General features: G+C 72.1%; 19 protein-coding genes. 6 read left to right on the top strand and 13 right to left on the bottom strand.

Annotation, left to right across the window (positions count from 1 at the left end; all coding sequences use genetic code 11):
* The 12 genes from E1295_RS33810 to hypF form a co-directional block, all read right to left on the bottom strand.
* Entirely contained in the window at positions 1-273 is a 273-nt protein-coding gene (locus tag E1295_RS33810; RefSeq protein WP_132636881.1) for a HypC/HybG/HupF family hydrogenase formation chaperone, read from the bottom strand.
* The gene (locus E1295_RS33805) at positions 251-616 is read right to left on the bottom strand and encodes a hydrogenase maturation nickel metallochaperone HypA/HybF (protein WP_132636879.1); all 366 of its coding nucleotides are present in this window, start codon (positions 614-616) and stop codon (positions 251-253) included. The genes E1295_RS33810 and E1295_RS33805 overlap by 23 nt, the downstream gene beginning before the upstream one ends.
* A gap of 6 nt (positions 617-622) precedes the next feature.
* Complete coding sequence (locus E1295_RS52640) at positions 623-730, bottom strand: DUF6893 family small protein (RefSeq protein WP_425465378.1); 108 nt, start codon at positions 728-730, stop codon at positions 623-625.
* A gap of 11 nt (positions 731-741) precedes the next feature.
* On the bottom strand, positions 742-1,575 hold the full coding sequence (locus E1295_RS49135; protein WP_220449024.1) for a hydrogenase maturation protease: 834 nt from the start codon (positions 1,573-1,575) through the stop codon (positions 742-744).
* Positions 1,572-2,612, bottom strand: a complete 1,041-nt coding sequence (locus tag E1295_RS33800) for a hypothetical protein (RefSeq protein ID WP_166427530.1) — start codon at positions 2,610-2,612, stop codon at positions 1,572-1,574. Before E1295_RS33800 ends, E1295_RS49135 begins: the two co-directional genes overlap by 4 nt.
* 18 nt (positions 2,613-2,630) lie before the next feature.
* Positions 2,631-3,248 (bottom strand): DUF6084 family protein, encoded by a 618-nt coding sequence (locus E1295_RS33795; protein WP_132636877.1) that lies wholly within the window; start codon positions 3,246-3,248, stop codon positions 2,631-2,633.
* A 26-nt stretch (positions 3,249-3,274) separates the two neighbouring features.
* The gene (locus tag E1295_RS33790; protein WP_132636875.1) at positions 3,275-3,493 is read right to left on the bottom strand and encodes a hypothetical protein; all 219 of its coding nucleotides are present in this window, start codon (positions 3,491-3,493) and stop codon (positions 3,275-3,277) included.
* On the bottom strand, positions 3,490-4,140 hold the full coding sequence (locus E1295_RS33785; RefSeq protein ID WP_181958086.1) for a DUF5947 family protein: 651 nt from the start codon (positions 4,138-4,140) through the stop codon (positions 3,490-3,492). Before E1295_RS33785 ends, E1295_RS33790 begins: the two co-directional genes overlap by 4 nt.
* On the bottom strand, positions 4,137-4,592 hold the full coding sequence (locus E1295_RS33780) for a hypothetical protein (RefSeq protein ID WP_132636873.1): 456 nt from the start codon (positions 4,590-4,592) through the stop codon (positions 4,137-4,139). Before E1295_RS33780 ends, E1295_RS33785 begins: the two co-directional genes overlap by 4 nt.
* Positions 4,593-4,602: 10 nt before the next feature.
* Positions 4,603-6,408: a nickel-dependent hydrogenase large subunit gene (locus E1295_RS33775; protein WP_246080661.1), complete on the bottom strand. Its 1,806-nt coding sequence runs from the start codon at positions 6,406-6,408 to the stop codon at positions 4,603-4,605.
* 15 nt (positions 6,409-6,423) lie between these two features.
* A complete protein-coding gene (locus E1295_RS33770) occupies positions 6,424-7,470 on the bottom strand; it encodes an NADH-quinone oxidoreductase subunit B family protein (RefSeq protein WP_132636871.1) in 1,047 nt (348 codons plus the stop codon).
* 142 nt (positions 7,471-7,612) lie between these two features.
* Positions 7,613-9,913, bottom strand: a complete 2,301-nt coding sequence (hypF, locus tag E1295_RS33765) for a carbamoyltransferase HypF (protein WP_181958085.1) — start codon at positions 9,911-9,913, stop codon at positions 7,613-7,615.
* Between the two features lie 139 nt (positions 9,914-10,052).
* On the opposite strand from hypF, the gene E1295_RS33760 reads away from it, so the two are divergent.
* Positions 10,053-11,888 (top strand): glycoside hydrolase family 15 protein, encoded by a 1,836-nt coding sequence (locus E1295_RS33760; RefSeq protein ID WP_132636869.1) that lies wholly within the window; start codon positions 10,053-10,055, stop codon positions 11,886-11,888.
* A gap of 20 nt (positions 11,889-11,908) precedes the next feature.
* Positions 11,909-12,073: a hypothetical protein gene (locus E1295_RS49130; protein WP_166427531.1), complete on the top strand. Its 165-nt coding sequence runs from the start codon at positions 11,909-11,911 to the stop codon at positions 12,071-12,073.
* On the opposite strand, the gene E1295_RS33750 is transcribed toward E1295_RS49130, so the two are convergent.
* On the bottom strand, positions 12,070-13,149 hold the full coding sequence (locus E1295_RS33750; protein ID WP_132636865.1) for a LacI family DNA-binding transcriptional regulator: 1,080 nt from the start codon (positions 13,147-13,149) through the stop codon (positions 12,070-12,072). The genes E1295_RS49130 and E1295_RS33750 overlap by 4 nt on opposite strands.
* A 300-nt stretch (positions 13,150-13,449) precedes the next feature.
* Between E1295_RS33750 and E1295_RS33745 the strand changes: the two genes are divergently transcribed.
* The 4 genes from E1295_RS33745 to E1295_RS33730 form a co-directional block, all read left to right on the top strand.
* Positions 13,450-14,415, top strand: coding sequence for a carbohydrate ABC transporter permease (locus tag E1295_RS33745; protein WP_132636863.1), 966 nt, complete (start codon positions 13,450-13,452; stop codon positions 14,413-14,415).
* Positions 14,405-15,259 (top strand): carbohydrate ABC transporter permease, encoded by an 855-nt coding sequence (locus tag E1295_RS33740; RefSeq protein ID WP_132636861.1) that lies wholly within the window; start codon positions 14,405-14,407, stop codon positions 15,257-15,259. Before E1295_RS33745 ends, E1295_RS33740 begins: the two co-directional genes overlap by 11 nt.
* Before the next feature lie 46 nt (positions 15,260-15,305).
* Positions 15,306-16,592 carry an ABC transporter substrate-binding protein gene (locus E1295_RS33735; protein WP_220449023.1) on the top strand — a complete coding sequence of 429 codons (1,287 nt, stop codon included), beginning with the start codon at positions 15,306-15,308 and terminating at the stop codon, positions 16,590-16,592.
* The coding region (locus tag E1295_RS33730; RefSeq protein WP_181958084.1) for a hypothetical protein at positions 16,589-18,640 on the top strand (2,052 nt) is incomplete at its 3' end. The genes E1295_RS33735 and E1295_RS33730, both read left to right, overlap by 4 nt.

The raw sequence follows: 18,640 nt of genomic DNA, 5'->3' as shown, positions 1-18,640 counted from the left end.
CTACACGATGTCCGAGCCGCGCAGCGCGTCCAGCTCGTCCTCGTACGGTTGCCCCAGCCCCTGCAGGTAGTCGAGCACCGCCTGCGCCTCCTGCTCGGAGATCTTCGACAGGGCGAACCCGACGTGCACGAGCACCCAGTCGCCGGGCCGCAGCCCCTCGTCGGCGAGCAGGCCCACGTTGACGCGGCGGCGCACGCCGCTCACGTCGACGACGGCGAGGTCCTCGTGCTCCTGGCCGAACTCGACCAGCTCACCCGGGATGCCGAGACACATCGGCCGCCTCCTCGCCGAACGTGACCGACTCCAGGACCAGCTCGTCACCGCCGGTGAGATCCACGCCCTCGTCGCCGCAGAGCGGGCAGGCCGCCAGCGGATCGACCGACTCGGTACGGCAGCCGCACGCGCGGCAGCCGACCGTCATCGGCGTGATGATCAGCTCGACCACGGCGTCCTGGACGGTGCTGCCGGCCGCGGCCAGCGTGAACGCCTGCCCGAAGGCGTCGTCCACGACGGCGTGGCGGGCGCCTACCCGCACCCGCGCGGACGTGACCCGCCTGCCCGCCGCCCGCTGCTCGATCAGCTCGACCAGGCCCTCGCACATCCCGATCTCGTGCATGCCGCCCTACATTCGTTTGATCTTCATGTACCGGTGGATCTCCGGCCACTGGTGGACGACGACCGCCACCAGCCCGCCGAGCGCGACCAGCTTCACCAGGCGCTTCTTCCACATCTCACATCACCTCACCGTGGGAGCGGATCGCGGGAACCCGGCCCGGCGTTTTCCGCAATCATTTCCATAACCAGGGACTTCACGAGGCCGGCCGCCGCCTCGACCATCGCGCGCACCGGCTCGCTGAGCTCGAACAGCGCCTCCTCGACGGTCACCGGCTCGCAGCAGACGACCCGCACCCGGGCCGGCAGGCGGCCCATCCGCCGGGCCAGCCGCAGCACGCTCACCGGATCCATGCCGTGTCCTTCCAAGGGCCCTTCCAGGGAGCCATCCGGGGACGGGCCGCCGGGGAGGTCGGGTTCGAGCACAGTGAGCGTGCCGGGGGCGTGGCCGCGCGGCGCGGCGTCGACGAAGATCACCCCCGCGTACGCGCGCTGCAGCGCGTAGGCCAGATCCATGCCGCGGATGCCGAAGTCGACGACGTCCGCGCCCGCCACCGGGGGCCCGGCCGCCAGGTGGCGGGCCACCTCCACGCCGAAGCCGTCGTCGCCGAGGAAGACGTTGCCGATGCCGGCGACCAGGACCCGGGCGCCGCCGGGCCGCTCCTCGTGCTCGCCCAGCGGCTCGATCTCCTCGGCGGAGTAGAAGAACCGGTGCCCGGGCATCCGCGCCTCGCCCAGGTCGCGTCCGGGATCGTCGGCGAGCGTGACCGCGACGTGCAGCGCGCCCTCGTCGTCCTGCTCGACGCTCTCCACCACGGCCACCTGGCCCCCGAGGACGAGGTCGAAGACATCCGTCCGGTTGCGCGGCCGCAGCCGGACCAGGCTGCCCGGGCCGACCACCGTCCCGTCCACGACCACCTCACCGGGGCCGCGCCCGGCCATCCGCGTCCAGAAGTCGTTCATGCCCGTGGCTCCGTCCTGCGCATGAGGCCGTGCAGACGCATCAGGTCCTCGGGGGCGAGCGAGGTGCAGCGGTCGAGGATCGCACGGGCGCGCGGGTCGCCGTCGCGGATCTCCTGCCGCTCCCCGTCGCTGAGCGCCAGCACGCTCAGCGTGAGCAGCTGGTCGATCTCGGTGTTGTCGAACAGGTCGCCGGGGCTCTCGGGCGCGATCTCCGGGTGGTCGTACAGGATGATCGGCGAGGCCAGGACCGTGTGACGGTCGCCGGACGGCCCCGCGAGCACCGGCCAGGCGCCCTCGTTGCGGCAGGCGGCGGCGTGCTCGCGCAGCTCCGGCGGCGGATCCGTGAGCGAGACGAACCGGGCCCGCGGCGCGTGCAGCACGGTGTGCGCGGACACCAGCGTGCGGCGCAGCGCGTCGGCGCGGCTGCCGGGATCGCAGGGCGTGGTGTTGACCACCTCGACGGAGAGCACGTACAGATCGGGCCGCAGCCGCCGCGCGCTCACCTCGATCCGGCCGCGCAGCGCCTCCCAGCTGCGCACCACCATCCCCGCCCGCCCGCCACCACCGCTCAGCGGCCCGTCAAGAGGCTCGTCGCGGGCGTCGGGCGGCCCGTCGAGCGGCCCGTCGAGCGGCTCGGTGCGGCGGCCCGCCGGCAGGGCGATCTCCGTGACGGCCGGGCCGCGTGCCAGCCCGTCCACGACGAGGCCGGGCAGGGACAGCTCCCGCTCCCGCGCCTCCTCGCCGGGCGGGCGCCCGGGGCCGCCCTCGACCGGCTCGCGGGTGACGACGTGCAGGAACCGCAGGCACACGTCCACGGTGTCGCCGGGCTCCGCCTCCACGAGGCATTCGGTACGCATCAGCCAGCGGTCGCCCTCGTGGGCCCGGCCGTACGCCTCAGGGTGCACGCCGCCGATCGTCCAGCGGTGCCGGTTCTTCAGCGACGACTCGCGGTAGGGCCACAGCAGGTAGCCCTCGTACAGCACGGCCCGGGCGATCTGCCGGACCTGTTCCTCACGCGGGTCCTTGCGCGAATCCATGCGCGGGTCCATGCGGGGTCAGCCTCCGCTCGTTTCCAGCAGTGACCTGACCGTGTCGTCCCAGCCGAGCAGCGTGTGCCGCACCCGGTGGGCGTACAGGCGGTCGAACGTGTCGCGTTCCAGCCGGATCCAGGCCGTGCGCGGGAAGTGGCGGTCCATGAGGTCCTTCCACACCCGTACCGGCATGAGGTGCTCCGCCTCGCTGTCCCACGGCAGGCAGGCCGCCTGCAGGCGGTCGCCGTCGAGGTAGAAGACGGTGCCGGTGAACAGGAAGCGCAGCGGCACCTCACCGCCGGGCAGGCCGTGCAGGTAGGCGGCGGCGGCCACGTCGAAGTCGTAGGTGCACGCGACGGTGAGCGTCGCCTGGGCGCTGCCGGTGAAGGCGGGTACGTGGGTGACGGTGCTCGTCCACAGCAGGCTGGACAGGGTGTGCCCCCACGTCTCCGGCGGGCCGAACAACCCGCGGAGCCGGTCGCGCGCGTCCTCGTCGTAGTCGCGCGCGGCGGCCTCGATGCGCAGCTGCGTGGCCAGCGTGAGCGCGCGTACGGGAGCGTCGGCGTGCACGCGCAGCCGGAAGTCCAGGGCGGGCGCGGCGGCGGGTACGGCCGGCTCCACGCCGTGAACCTCGATCCGCACGGCCGGTGCTGTCGGTGGCATCGTGATCAGGCGGGTGACAGGTTGGGCATGTCGGGGTCGATCGGGTCGTGCTTGCGCGGATTGATGCCGGTCGAGCGCCGGGCCGTGGACCGGCCGTCGGGAAGGTGACCCTCCTGCTTGTCGTAGTTGCCGCGGCTGTTGCCCTCCTTCACGCCCTTGACGTGGGAGGCATCGTCGGGGCGCACGTCCGGGCGGCCCGTCCTGATCGGGTGTTTCTTGCTCATGCTGGGCTCCTGCTGTCGTCGGTGGCCGGTACGGTGACGGACCGGTCGTCGAGGTCGGTGAAGAAGGCGTCGAGGTGCGCGCGTACGTCCTGGCCGCCGCTCAGCCCGCGCCAGCGGGACCTGATCGTCCCGGCGAGCGCGTAGCAGTCGTCGAGCGGCACGATCCACGCGCCGCGGTCGCGGTCGACGAGGAGGGCCTCCACGTCCTGGCGCAGCCCGGCGAGCACCGGGTTGTCGCGGACGATCAGGTCCCAGGCCGCCTGGCCCGCGGATGCCCGCACCGCCCCCGCCGGGCTCGGGTAAAACGCGATGATCCCGCCGGAAGCCGAGTCGCGCACCAGGCACGCCATCCGCACAGGAACGCCGAGCCGCGCCCACACCGGGTCGGGAAGCACGAAGCCGCTCAGCCGCCGGCGCCGGTCCGGCACGAGGACGTGGTGGCCCCCCGACGCCGGCCCGCCGGCCGCCGCGTGGTCGAACAGCACCTGGCAGGCCCGGCACACACAGCGCAGCTCGCGCGACGGCAGCTCCAGCAGGTGGCGGTGCACGTCGGCAAGCGTCTCGCCGCACAGCTCGCACGCCTGCGTCCTGGGGCTGGGCCGCCGCTCGCGCGCCTGCGCGGCCAGCCGGCGCAGCAGGCCGGTCACGGCGCCCGCGGGCCGGTGCGCACGGCCAGGCTCTCGACCGGGATCAGCGGCGTGGCGTCGCGTTCGACCTCGATGTCGACGTGCTCGATCTCCGGGGCGGCGGCGCGTACGGCCTCCCGCAGGGCCGAGGTCGCCGCCTCGGCGGACGAGCGGCAGCCGCCCGGCCGTACGCGCAGGCGTACCAGGTCGTCCTCGACGGCGAGCAGTTCGGCGGCGCCGCCGACGGCCGCCTCCACGCGGGCCCGCACGTCCAGCGGATGCAGGTCGTGCAGCAGCAGGAGCGGCGCGACCGCCGTGTCGGCGGCCAGCCGCGCCGCCTGCTCGGCGTCGAGCACCGCCATGACGCTCGCCAGGCCCTCGCCGTACAGGTCGAGCAGCTCCTTGACCAGCTCGACCGCGTCGGGGCCGGCCTCGTCGAGCATGACCTCGATCCTCGCGATGCGATCGTCCATGCGCCCGCTCCTAACCGCCGAGGCTCGCGCCGAACGTGGGGGAGTGCATCTGCTTGAGCTCCTTGCCGCCGCCGAGGTACATGTGCACGCCGCACGGCAGGCACGGGTCGAAGCTGCGCACCGTACGCATGATGTCGATGCCCTTGAAGGAGTCGGGCCCGTTCTCCTCGAAGATCGGCAACCCCTGCACCGCGTCCTCGTACGGTCCCGGTGTGCCGTACATGTCGCGCGGGCTGGCGTTCCACGGCGTCGGCGGGTACGGATGGTAGTTGGCGATCTTGCCGTCGCGGATCACCATGTGGTGCGACAACACGCCGCGCACCGCCTCGTGGAAGCCGCAGCCGATCGCGTCGTCGGGCACGTCGAAGTCGGAGAACACCTGCGTGCGGCCGGCCCGCACCTCGCCCAGCGCCTGCTCCAGGAAGTGCACCGCCATCGCCGCGGCGTACGCGACGAAGTAGGCGCGGGCCCGGTTGCGCTCGATGGTGTTGGCCCAGCGCGGCACCTTCCACTCCAGCCGCATCTCCGGCAGGGAGCCGCTCTTGGGCAGGTTGATCTCCACGCTGCTGCCCGTGGCGCGCACCGTGCCGGTGTCGACCAGGCCCGCGAGCGCCGTCGACCACAACCGCGCCAGCGGGCCGCCGCCGGTGTCGAGCGCCAGGTGGTCGCCGGTGCGCCGGTCGTACCAGCGCGGGCTCATCACCCAGCTGTAGTTGCCGTGCTCCAGGTCGCGTTTCTGCGGCTTGGGCAGGGTCGTCTGGTTCCACGGGTGGCGCTGGTCCACCGGGTTGCCGAGCGGGTCGTGGGTGACGAACGTCTCCTCCGACTGCCAGTCGTCGTAGTAGGAGCTGCCCAGCAGGATCCGGATGCCGAGGTTGATGTCGACCAGGTTGGTGGTCAGCAGCTCGCCGTCCAGGACGATGCCCGGTGTGACGAACATGCGCCGGCCCCACTCGTTCATGTTCCGGTAGTCGTAGTCGACCGCCGCCGGATCCTGGAAGGAGCCCCAGCAGCCGAGCATCACCCGCCGGCGGCCGACCTCCTCGTAGCCGGGCAGCGCCTCGTAGAAGAAGTCGAACAGGTCGTCGTTCATCGGGACGGCCTTCTTGACGAAGTCGAGCACCCGCAGCAAGCGCACCAGGTAGTCGGTGAACACCTGGGGCGTCGCGACCGTGCCCACGCCGCCCGGGTAGAGCGTCGAGGGGTGCACGTGCCGGCCCTCCATCAGGCAGCACATCTCCCTGGTCACCCTGCTGACGTGCAGCGCCTCCTTGTAGACCTCCCCGCTGAACGGGTTGAAGGCGCGCATGATGTCGGCGATCGTCCGGAAGCCGTGCACCCCGGCGTTGGGAGCCTCCGCGGTCTCCGCCCGCCGCAGCAGGCCGGGGTTGGTCTCCTTGACCATCTGCTCGCAGTAGTCGACGAAGACCAGGTTGTCCTGGAAGAGGGTGTGGTCGAACATGTACTCGGCCGCTTCGCCCAGGTTGATGATCCACTCGGCCAGCGGCGGAGGCTTGACGCCGTACGCCATGTTCTGGGCGTAGATCGAGCAGACCGCGTGGTTGTCACCGCAGATGCCGCAGATCCGGCTCGTGATGAAGTGCGCGTCGCGCGGGTCCTTGCCCTTCATGAACACGCTGTAGCCGCGGAACAACGACGAGGTGCTCCTGCACTCGACGACCTCGCGGTTGTTGAAGTCGATCTTCGTGTAGATGCCCAGGTTGCCGATGATCCTCGTGATCGGGTCCCACGACATCTCCACCAGCTCGCGGGACTCTTCCGCGCGCTGCTTGGCGCCCGCTGTACGGGTTGTCACCTCGCCACTCTCCCTTTAGCCGTTTCCCCAGCGCGGGTCGTACCCGCTCGTCAGCCTGCGGCGGTTGTGACGCCACTTCGGTTCCTTGTTGGCCGTGTTGTTCGTGATCGAGCGCATCTTGCGGATCAGCGAGCCGTACGCGCCGCTGAACGCCGCCGACACCGATCCGCCGGGAGGTTCGTCCATGAACGGCATGAACTTGTCGGGGAAACCGGGCATGGTGCAGCCGATGCAGATGCCGCCCACGTTGGGGCAGCCGCCGACGCCGTCCATCCAGCCGCGCTTGGGGACGTTGCAGTTGACCACCGGTCCCCAGCAGCCGACGCGCACCAGGCACTTAGGAGAGTTGTAGTCGTGGGCGAAGTCGCCCTGCTCGTAGTAGCCGCCCCGGTCGCAGCCCTCGTGCACGGTCTTGCCGAACAACCAGGTGGGCCTGAGCAGGTCGTCGAGCGGGATGGTGGGGGCCATGCCCGCCGCCTGGTAGAGCAGCCAGGTCAGCGTCTCCATGAAGTTGTCGGGCTGCACGGGGCAGCCGGGCACGTTGACGATGGGCAGGCCGCCGGCCGAGCGGAAGTCCTTGCCGAGGTAGTCGGCCAGCCCCATGCAGCCGGTCGGGTTGCCGGCCATGGCGTGGATGCCGCCGTAGGTGGCGCAGGTGCCGATGGCGACGACGGCCCAGGCCTTGGGGGCCAGCCGGTCGATCCACTCGTTCACCGTGATGGGCTCACCGGTGGCCGGGTCGTTGCCCATGGACGTCCAGTAGCCGTCGCCGTTGATCCTCTCGTTGGGGATCGACCCCTCGACCACGAGGATGAACGGGCCCAGCTCGTCGTGGTGTGCCTGGTGGAAGGCGGCCATGAAGGCGTCGCCCACCTCCGTCGCGAGGACCTTGTTGTGCAGGTGCACCTTGGGCAGCCCCGGCACGAGCCCGAGCAGCACGTCCTCCAGGCTCGGCAGCGACGCGGCGGTGACCGAGACGGTGTCGCCGTCGCAGCTCATGCCCTCCGAGGTCCACAGGATGTGAAGCTCGTCCAGTCCTGTCGGCGTCTGGGTGGTCGTCATGGCCCAAGCCCCTTTCGTGGCCGGATGCAGAGTTCGGGTCCGGTGTCGTGATGTGCCCGGACGGTTGCTCTACGTAGCGGACATACCGCCCCTGTCCCCGGACGAAACCTCGCCGACCTGCGCGGATGCGGAACCCGCCCCGCTAGCGGAGCCGGTCGCGGGCGGCGGCGACGGCCGCCTGGCCGAGGCTGATGCCGCCGTCGCCGGCCGGAACGCCCGCGTGCGTGAGCACCCTGAACCCGTCGCACTCAAGCCGCTCGACCGTGCGCCCGGCCAGCAGCACGTTCTGGAACACGCCTCCGGACAGCGCCACCGTGCTCAGCCCCGTCTCCTCGCGCAGCGTGCGGCAGCAGCGCACGACGAGGTCGCACACGCCGTTGTGGAAGCGGGCGGAGACCACCGCAGGTCCCGCGCCCCCGTCCAGGTCCTCCAGCGCGGCCCGCACCAGGTCCCTGCCTTCGACCACGAGCACGCCGTCGCGCCGCGCGACGCCCGCCGGGTACGCGCCGCGTTCCGCGAGGTCGGCGACCTGCTCCAGCTCGATCGCGGCCTGCCCCTCGTACGTGATCGTGTCGCGTACGCCGGTCAGCGCCGCCACCGCGTCGAACAGGCGTCCGGCGCTGGAGGTCAGCGGCGCGGCCGGCCCGCCCCGCCTGGCCAGCGCCGTCACGCTCTCCCACCGGGCGCCCGCGCGCCGTGCCACGGCGGTCGCGCCCGCCGCGTCGTCGTCCAAAGGGGCCAGGCCGGCCAGGTAGGCGGCGGCCATCCGCCACGGCTGCCTGACGGCCGTCTCGCCGCCCGGCATCGGGACGGGCGCCAGATGCCCGGCCCGCTCGTACGAGACCAGGTCGGCCAGGAGGAACTCGCCGCCCCACAACGTGCCGTCGTCGCCGTGGCCGAGACCGTCGAACGCCACGCCGATCACCCGGCCGTGCTCGCCGTTGTCGGCCAGGCAGGAGGCGATGTGCGCGTGATGGTGCTGCACCCCCACAAGGTCCACGTCCGGCAGGCCGAGGGCGTACCGGGTGGACGGGTAGTCGGGGTGCAGGTCGTGCGCGACCACCTCGGGACGCACGCCGAGCAGCGCGCGGAAGTGCTCGATCCCCGCCGTGTACGCCCGCAGGGCCTCGTGGCCTCCCAGGTCGCCGACGTGCGGGGAGACGAACGCGTGCCGCCCCCGCGTCAGGCAGAACGTGCTCTTCAGCGCGGCGCCGCAGCCGAGGACCGGCCGGGGCGCCTCCCACGCCAGCGTGAACGGGGCAGGGGCGTGGCCGCGCGAGCGCCGCAGGAGCGTGCCCCCGCCCCGGAACACCCGCGCCACCGAGTCGTCGGCCCGCAGGTGGATGGGCCGGTCATGGGTCAGGAACGCGTCCGCCAGGCCGCCGAGCCGGTCGAGGGCGGCGCGGTCGTCGTACTCGATCGGCTCGCCGGCGAGGTTCGCGCTCGTCAGCACGAGCGGCGCGCCCGCCTCGGCGAGCAGCAGGTGGTGCAGCGGCGTGTACGCCAGCATCAGCCCGAGGTGCGCCCGCCCCGGCGCGACCGGGCCCGCAACTCCCTGGCCGGCACCCTCACCGGTGCGGCGCGGCAGCAGCACGATGGGGCGCTCCCCGCCGGTCAGGAGCGCCTGCGCCGCCGCGTCCACCTCGCACAACCGCCGCGCCTGCGCCAGGCCGGCCACCATGACCGCGAACGGCTTGTCCGCCCGCCGTTTGCGGCGGCGCAATTCGGCGGCGGCCCGCTCGTCGGAGGCCACGACCGCCAGGTGGTAGCCGCCGAGGCCCTTCACCGCCAGCACCCCGCCTTCACGCAGCACACCCGCGGCGCCGGTCAGGGCGTCGTCGCCGCGGGCGATCGGGGCGCCCCGCGCGTCCACCAGTTCGAGCGCCGGGCCGCAGGCCGGGCAGCAGACGGGCTGGGCGTGAAAGCGCCGGTCGGCCGGGTCGTGGTACTCGGCCAGGCAGGCCTCGCACAGGGCGAAGCCCGCCATCGTGGTCAGCGGCCGGTCGTACGGCAGCGCGCGCGTGATCGTCAGCCGCGGCCCGCAGTTGACGCAGTTGACGAAGGGGTAGCGGTAGCGCCGGTCGGCCGGGTCGGCCAGCTCCGCCAGGCAGTCGGCGCACGTCGCGATGTCGGGCGAGACCAGCGTGCGCGGAGTTCCCGAGCGCTCGCTCGCCACGATCAGGAAGCGCCCGTCACCGGAGGCGGCCGCGCGGCGGCGTCCGGTGACGGTCACGCGCTCGATCGCGGCCAGCGGGGGAGCGTCGCGTTCGAGGCGCGTCAGGAACTCGGCGATCCGGTCGCGGTCGCCGTCCAGTTCGACGAAGACGCCGCGCGCGTCGTTGCCGACCCGGCCCGCCAGCCCCAGCCGGGTGGCCAGCCCGTGCACGAACGGCCGGAACCCCACCCCCTGCACCACGCCCTCGACGCGGACCCGCACTCCCATCGGGCCAGTGTGCACCGCGATCCGGCGCGAGCGGGGCCGCCTCGCCGGGACCCGGCACGCCCATGACCTGCCTCTGGACCGGGGGAGAGACGGCGGCGCACCGTGGGTAGGGACAGCGCGACGCCGGAGAGAGGTTGCGATGGCCGAGACATTCGATCAGGAGAGCCGGGTGGGGCCCGGCCGGTACCTGCCGATCGCCGAGCACGGCCTGATCGGCGACCTGCGCACCGTGGCGCTGGTGGGCACCGACGGCACCATCGACTGGTACTGCTGCCCGACCTTCGACTCGCCCAGCGTCTTCGGCGCGATCCTCGACGCCGGCAAAGGGGGAGCGTTCGAGCTGGGCGCACGTGTGCCCGCCACGACCAAGCAGTTCTACTTCCCCGACACCAACGTTTTGATCACCCGGTTCTTCACCGAGGGCGGGGTGGGCGAGATCCAGGATTTCATGCCGGTGACCGGTGACTCGGGCGAGGTCAGGCGCCACCGGCTGATACGGCGGGTGATCTGCGTACGGGGGTCGATCCCGTTCCACGCGCGGGTGGCGCCCCGGTTCGGGTACGGCGCGCAGCCGCACCGCGTACGCCGGCACGACGGGATGGTGGTGTTCGAGTCGGAGGACCTGTCGCTCGCGCTGACCGCCACGGTGCCGGTCGCGTGCGACGACCGGGACGCCACGGCGGCCTTCACCCTCGACGAGGGCGAGTCGGAGGTGTTCGCGCTCGACCAGGTCGGCGGCGACGTGGTGCCGCGCGCGTGCGCGTACACCGAGGCCGAGGACGAGTTCGCCGCCACCGTGGCGTTCTGGCGGCGGTGGTTGTCCGCCTCCCGCTACCGCGGCCGGTGGCGGGAGATGGTGCATCGCTCCGCGCTGACCCTCAAGCTGCTCACGTACGCGCCGACGGGAGCGCTCGTCGCCGCGCCGACGACGAGCCTGCCCGAGCAGATCGGCGGCGAGCGCAACTGGGACTACCGCTACCTGTGGGTGCGCGACGCCGCCTTCGCCGTCTACGCCCTGCTCCGGCTGGGATTCACCGGTGAGGCCGAGGCGTTCATGAACTTCCTGACCCGGCGCGTCACCCGGTGCGCCGACGGCCCCTCAGGGCCGCTCCAGATCATGTACGGCATCGACGGCCGCACCGAGTTGCCGGAACACGTGCTCGGCCACCTGGAAGGGCACCGGGGCTCGGCACCCGTACGGGTCGGCAACGCCGCCGCCGGCCAGCTCCAGCTCGACATCTACGGAGCGCTCATCGACTCCATCTACCTCTACGACAAGTGGGGGCAGCCCGTCTCCAGCGACCACTGGGACGAGGTGTGCGGCCTGGTGGACTGGGTCTGCGACCACTGGGACCAGCCCGACGAGGGCGTCTGGGAGACCCGCGGCGGGCGCAGGAACTTCCTTTACTCGCGGCTGATGTGCTGGGTGGCGATCGAGCGCGCCATGCGGATGGCCAACCGGCGCGGCCTGCCCGCCGACATCCCGCGCTGGCGGCACGCCCGCGACACGATCTACCGCACGCTCATGCGCCGCGGCTGGTCCGAGCAGCGCAAGGCCTTCGTGCAGTACGAGGACGGCGACGTGCTCGACGCCGCGGTGCTGATGATGCCGCTGGTGAAGTTCGTCTCGCCCACCGACCCGAAGTGGCTGGCCACCCTCGACGCGCTCACGGCCGAGCTGGTGTCCGACTCGCTGGTCTACCGCTACGACCCCAAGGCGAGCCCGGACGGCCTGCGCGGAGAGGAGGGCACGTTCTCCATCTGCTCGTTCTGGTACGTCGAGGCGCTCGTGCGCGCGGGCCGCGTGGAGGAGGGCCGGCTGGCGTTCGAGAAGATGCTGACCTACGCCAACCACGTGGGCCTGTACGCCGAGGAGATCAGCCGCAGCGGCGAGCAGCAGGGCAACTTCCCGCAGGCCTTCACCCACCTGGCGCTGATCAGCGCCGCGTTCAACCTCGACCGCGCGCTCGGCTGAGGCTCCTACCCTCCGGGCAGGTGCGTGCGCAGCACGTCGGCGAGCGGTTCGCGCCGCTCGCCCGCGTCGAGCGCGTGCCGGTGTCGCGCATGAACGCGGTGCGGCGCAGGAACGTGCGCTCCACCACGTCGCGGTCGAAGTGCTCGCCGCGCGTCACTGATCCACTCCATGTGCTCTCCTTCTAGGACGGCGCGGGCCCCGTGCTGTCGCGGATGAGCAGCCGGGGCTGGAAGCGCACGTTGTAGCCGCCGCTCTCGCCGTTCATCAGCGCCCACAGCCGCTCCCACGCCTGCCGGCCCAGCTCGTTCTTCGGGATGGACACCGTGGTCAGCGGGGGAGTGGTGTAGCGGGCGAACGGGATGCCGTCGAACCCGGTGACGGACACGTCGCCCGGCACCCGTACACCCAGCTCGTGCAGGCCCGTGAGAGCCCCGGAGGCCACCATGTCGTTGAAGGCCACCACCGCGCTCGCGCCGCTCTCCAGCACCGGGCGGGCCGCGGCGTGGCCGTCGTCGAACATCGAGCCGCACGGCAGCTCCGTCAGCGTGAACCCCGGGGCGCCGGCCGCGGCGGCGCGCAGCGCGGCGAGCCGTGACGCGTGCGAGGAGCTGGCGGGCGGGCCGCTCAGGTAGGCCAGGTGGCGGTGGCCGAGGCCGGTGAGGTGGGCGACGAGCTCGTTGATGCCCGCGTCGTTGTCGACCGACAACGACGGGGCCGCCAGGCCGGGGACCTCGCGGTAGACGAGCACGAAGGGAGCCAGGCGGTCGCTGAGCTCGCGCAGCCGCTCGTCGGGGGCGCGGGGCGAGGCCAGCACGAGCCCGTCGGAGTTGCGCCGCGCCTCGAGCGCGAGGATCGTCTCCTCCTCGGCGTCCTCGTCGGACTCGGCCACCAGCAACTGGCGCCCGGCCTTGCCCGCGGCCTGGCTCAGCCCGCGCAGGACGCCCTGGAACAGCGGGTTGGACAGGTCGGGGACGACGAGCGAGATGGTGCCCGTGCGGCCGAGCGCGAGGCTGCGGGCGGCGACGCTGGGCTCGTAGTCGAGCGCCTGCGCGGCCGCGCGCACGCGGGCGGCGAGCTCCGGCTTGACGGTGGTGGAGCCGTTCATCACCCGCGACACGGTGGCGCGGGAGACGCCGGCGGCCTCGGCGACGCGGCTGATGGTCGCCGCGCCCGCGGGCCGCGGCCCGCGCCTGCCCCCCGACCCGGCGGAGGACGACGGCTCGTCCCGATCCTCTGCGCGCTCTCCGGTGCCTGCCCTCATCCGCTCCCCCTGCATGCTTCGGCGTTTCTCACCCGCATGCATTAAATCGCCGGGCCGTGACGAGCGCGCCCGCGGCCGGGCGCGCTCGAAAGATACCGGTTTCTCGAATGGCCTGCAACCGTTTGCCGGTACGGCGGGCAAGAAAGCCCAGCCCAGCATCACCGCAGCTCAGTGCTTGGCTCATCGAGCGTTGACACCCCTCCCAGGCTCTGTTAGAAACTGGTTACTCACTGGCCGGAGGGCACCTTTGCCCCGGTCGCCCCGACACGCGCCCCCCGCGCGATCGGCAAAGGGTGGTCTATGAGCAAGCGTCCGACCCCGGCCATCACCTCGCCCGAGCGAGAGCCCCCTTCCGCGCGCGGAAGACGGCGGCGACGGCGGTCCTCGCCGAGCGGCCCCGCGCGCGACCGCATCGGCTATCTCTTCCTGACGCCGTGGTTCGTCGGCATGGCGCTGTTCACCGTCGGGCCGATCCTGGCCTCCCTCTACCTGTCGTTCACCGAATACACCCTGCTCAAGCCGCCCGAGTGGCTGGGGCTGGACAACTACCGGCAGATGCTGGCCGACCCGCGGCTGCACAAGTCGCTCGGGGTCACGTTCGTCTACGTGTTCGTGTCGGTGCCCATCCAGCTGGTCCTGGCGCTGGCGCTGGCGCTGCTCCTCAACCGGGGCGTGCGCGGGCTGAGCTTCTACCGCTCGGTCTACTACCTGCCGTCGCTGCTCGCGGGCAGCGTGTCCGTCGCGATTCTGTGGCGGCAGATCTTCGGCAAGGACGGCCTGGTCAACCAGTTACTGGCGACGGCCGGCATCGAGGGCGTCAGCTGGGTCGCCCACCCCGACTTCGCCCTGGGCACGCTCATCGTCCTCAACGCCTGGACCTTCGGCGCGCCGATGGTGATCTTCCTGGCCGGGCTGCGCCAGATCCCGCACTCCTACTACGAGGCGGCGGAGGTCGACGGCGCAGGCCCGGCGTCGAGGTTCTTCCGCATCACGCTCCCGCTGCTGACGCCGATCATCTTCTTCAACCTCGTGCTGCAGCTGATCGGCGCCTTCCAGAGCTTCACCCAGGCGTTCGTGATCAGTGGCGGGCGCGGCGGGCCGTCCGACGCCACCCTGCTCTACACCCTCTATCTGTACGAGCGCGGCTTCGGCTCCTTCGACATGGGCTACGCCTCCGCGATGGCGTGGGTGCTGCTGGCCATCATCGCCGTCCTGACCGGGCTCAACTTCCTCTTCGCCAAGCGGTGGGTGTTCTATGGCAACTGAGCTGAGGTCCTCGCGCCGCCGCCGGTCCTGGCGGTTGCCGAAGCACGTGCTGCTCATCGGCTTCGGGCTGGTGATGCTCTATCCGCTGCTGTGGATGGTGTCGAGCTCCGTCAAGCCCACCGAGACCATCTTCCGTGACCCCTCGATCTGGCCGACCGAGCTCGACCTCGGCAACTACGTCGAGGGCTGGCAGGCGCTGAGCCACCCGTTCCACTATTACCTGTGGAACTCCGCGGTGATCGCGATCCTCGCGGTGGCCGGCAACCTGCTGTCGTGCTCGCTGGCGGCCTACGCCTTCGCCCGGCTGAAGTTCCGGGGCCGCAACCTGTTCTTCGCCGCGATGCTGGCGACGCTGATGCTGCCCATCCACGTGCTGATCGTCCCGCAGTACGTGCTGTTCTCCCAGCTCGACTGGATCAACACCAACCTGCCGCTGGTGGTGCCGAAGTTCCTGGCGCACGACGCGTTCTTCATCTTCCTGATGGTGCAGTTCATCCGCGGCCTGCCCAGCGAGCTCGACGAGGCGGCCCGCATCGACGGCTGCGGCCACATCAGGATCTACTGGCGGATCATCATCCCGCTGTCGGTCCCCGCGCTGGCGACCTCGGCGCTGTTCACGTTCATCTGGACCTGGAACGACTTCTTCAGCCAGCTCATCTTCCTGACCGATCCCGAGTTGTGGACGATGCCGGTGGCGTTGCGGTCGTTCATGGACGGCCAGGGCGAGACGGCCTGGGGCGAGCTGTTCGCCATGTCCATCGTCGGGCTGATGCCCATCTTCGGGTTCTTCCTCGCCGGTCAGCGTTACCTGACCCAGGGCATCGCGACCACGGGCTTCAAGTGATCCCGGGGCTATTGACACGTTTCTCATCAGGGAAAGGACAGGACCGATGTCACGAAGGTCCACAAGGCTCGCGGCGCTCTGCCTGGCCGGCGTCATGCTGGCGGCCTCCGCCTGCGGCGGCGGGTCGTCCGGAAGTGAGGACGGCACCGTCGAGCTGCGCTTCGGCTGGTGGGGCAACAACGACCGCGCCGACGCCACCCAGAAGGTCATCGACGCCTTCCAGGCCAAGAACCCCGGCATCACGGTCAAGGGCTCGTACACCGACTTCAACTCCTACTTCGACCGGCTGGCCACCGAGGTGGCCGCCGGGCGCGCGCCCGACGTCATCACGCTCGGCGGCGCCTACCCGCGCGAGTACGGCGACCGCGGCGCCCTGCTCGACCTGTCCAAGGTGACCCTCAAGACGGACAAGATCGGCACGGCGGCGCTGGACAACGGCAAGTTCGGCGGCGTCCAGTACGGCGTGCCGAGCGGCGTCAACGCCATCGCCACCGTCATCAACCCCGCCGTGTTCGACAAGGCGGGCGTGGAGGTGCCCGACGGCGACACCTGGACCTGGGACGACTTCAAGCGCATCGCCAAGGAGCTGTCCGGCAAGCTGCCCAAGGGCACGTTCGCGCTGGCCGACCCCACCAGGACCGACATGCTGGACGCGTACTCCCGCCAGCGCGGCGAGGCGCTCTACACCGCCGACGGCAAGGTGGCCATCAGTGCCAAGACGCTGGTGGACTGGTGGACGATGACACTCGAACTGCGTGACGCCGGAGCGACCCCGCCCGCCTCGCAGACGGCCGAGCTCATCACCCAGCCCGCCCCCGAGCAGTCGCTGATGGGCCGCGGCCTCGCGGCGATGCAGTTCGACTGGAGCAACCAGCTCACCGCGCTGACCAAGGCCGCCGGCACGCCGCTCAAACTCATCCGGGTGCCCGGCGAGAGCGCGGCCACCCAGCCCGGCATGTGGCTCCAGGCGTCGCAGATCTACAGCATCAACGCCAGGAGCGAGCACCCCGAGGAGGCGGCCAAGTTCGTGGACTTCCTGGTGAACAGCACCGACGCCGGCAAGATCATCCTCGCCGACCGCGGCATCCCGGCCAACTCCGACGTGCGCGAGGGCATCGCGAGCGTCCTCGGCGAGGAGGAGAAGGCGCAGGCCGACTTCATCGACGATCTGACGCCCAAGGCGGGACCGCCGCTGGTGATCGGGCCCGCGGGCTCCACCGACACACCCAAGATCCTCGACCGGGTCAACGCCGAGGTGCTGTTCGACCGGCAGAAGCCGGCCGAGGCGGCGGCCGACTTCATCCAGCAGGTCGGGACGGCGATCCAGCAGTGACAGCAGCTGGGATCGACCGCCGTGCGCTCGTCGGCCGGCACGCGGTCGAGGTGACGCGGATCGTGCCGGAGTCGCCGCTGTCGGTGGGCAACGGCGAGTTCTGCTGCACGGTCGACGTCACCGGGTTGCAGACCTTCCCGGACGCCTACCCGGTCGAGGACCGCACCGCCGCGGCGCCGGGGACGCTGCTGGCCACCATGTCCGCGTGGGGCTGGCACAGCGTTCCCGGCTCGTACGAGCTGTCGGAGACGACCCGCACGTACGACACGCCGCGCGGTCCCGTGCCGTACGTGGACATGGCCGGCGAGCTCGGCGCCTCCGGCGAGTCGCCCGCCTCGGCCGCCGAGGGGTGGCTGCGGGCCAACCCGCACCGGCTGGACCTCGCCCGGATCGGGTTCGCCACGCCAGGCGGCCCGCCGCCGGCCCCCGGCGACGTCACCGGGATCCGCCAGCGGCTCGACCTGTGGACCGGCGTCATCACCAGCCGCTACCTGCTGCGCGGCACGCCGGTCCAGGTCACCACCGCCTGCCATCCCGAGCGCGACGTGCTCGCCGTGCGCGTCGAGTCGCCGCTGCTGGCGGGCGGTTCCCCGGGCGGTCTCGCGGTGCGGCTGGCGTTCCCGTACGGGTCGCAGGCATGGGGGAACGCGGCCGACTGGTCGCGCCCCGGCGCGCACACCTCGACGCTGCGCCCCGCACCGGGCGGGTGCACGGTCGAGCGGGTCCTCGACGGCACCGCGTACGACGTGGTGGTGGCCATGACCGGCGGCGGCCGGGCCGCGCAGGGCGGGCCGCACGAGGTGCTGCTCACCTTCACCGAGCCGGCCGCCGAACTGGTGGTCGCGCTCACTCCTGCCGGTACACCCCCTGGCACTCGCGCCGGCGTCGGCGGCGGGCTTCCCGGTTTCGGCGAGGTCGTCGCGGCCTCCGGCCGTCACTGGGCGCGCTTCTGGAGCACGGGCGGCGCGGTGGACCTGTCCCGCGCCGACGACGCGCGGGCTCCCGAGCTGGAACGCCGCGTCGTGTTGTCGCAGTACCTCACCGCCGTCCACTGCGCGGGCTCCACCCCTCCGGCCGAGACCGGGCTGATGGCCAACAGCTGGCGGGGCCGCTTCCACCTGGAGATGCACTGGTGGCACGCGGCCCACTTCCCTCTGTGGGGGCGGGCGGGCCTGCTCGAACGCAGCCTCGGCTGGTACGCCTCCATCCTGCCGCGCGCCCGTGAGACGGCCAGGGCGCAGGGCCTCCCGGGAGCCCGCTGGCCCAAGCAGGTGGGCCCCGACGGGCGCGAGAGCCCCAGCCCGATCGGGCCGTTCCTGCTCTGGCAGCAGCCGCACCCGATCTTCCTGGCCGAGCTGGTACGCCGCGCCCGCGGTCCCCAGGCGCTGGCCGAGTACGCCGACGTCGTCTTCGGCACGGCCACGTTCATGGCCGCCTTCGCGGCCAAGGGGCCAGGCGGGCACGGTCTGGGGCCGCCCCTGGTCCCGGCCCAGGAGTCGTACGCCGACGTGCGGGCGAGCGCCGCAGACCCGACGTTCGAGCTCGCGTACTGGTCGTGGGCGCTGGAGGTGGCCCAGCGCTGGCGGCGGCTGCTGGGCCTGGCGCCCGAGCCGATGTGGGCGCAGGTCGCCACGGGCATGGCCCGCCCGCTTGTGCGCGACGGGATCTACGCCGCGATGGGCACCCCGCCGTACACCGTGCGGGACGACCACCCGTCCATGCTGTACGCCCTGGGCTTCGTCCCGCCCACCCGGCTCATCGACCCGGAGACCATGCGCGCGACACTGCGCGACGTGCTCGCGACCTGGGACTGGGAGAGCACGTGGGGCTGGGACTACCCGGCCATCGCCATGACCGCGACCCGGCTCGGCGAGCCGCGCACGGCCGTGGACACCCTGCTGATGCCCGTGGCCAAGAACACCCACCTGCCGAACGGCCACAACCGGCAGACCGCGTCCCTGCCCGTCTACCTGCCGGGCAACGGCGGCCTGCTGGCGGCGGTCGCCCTCATGGCCAAGGGCTGGGACGGCGGCCCGCCCACCCCCGGC

Source organism: Nonomuraea mesophila (assembly GCF_004352805.1).
Lineage (GTDB): Bacteria > Actinomycetota > Actinomycetes > Streptosporangiales > Streptosporangiaceae > Nonomuraea > Nonomuraea longispora.
The sequence above is the reverse complement of the archived record's forward strand: the minus strand, read 5'-3'. Positions and strand labels throughout refer to the sequence as shown.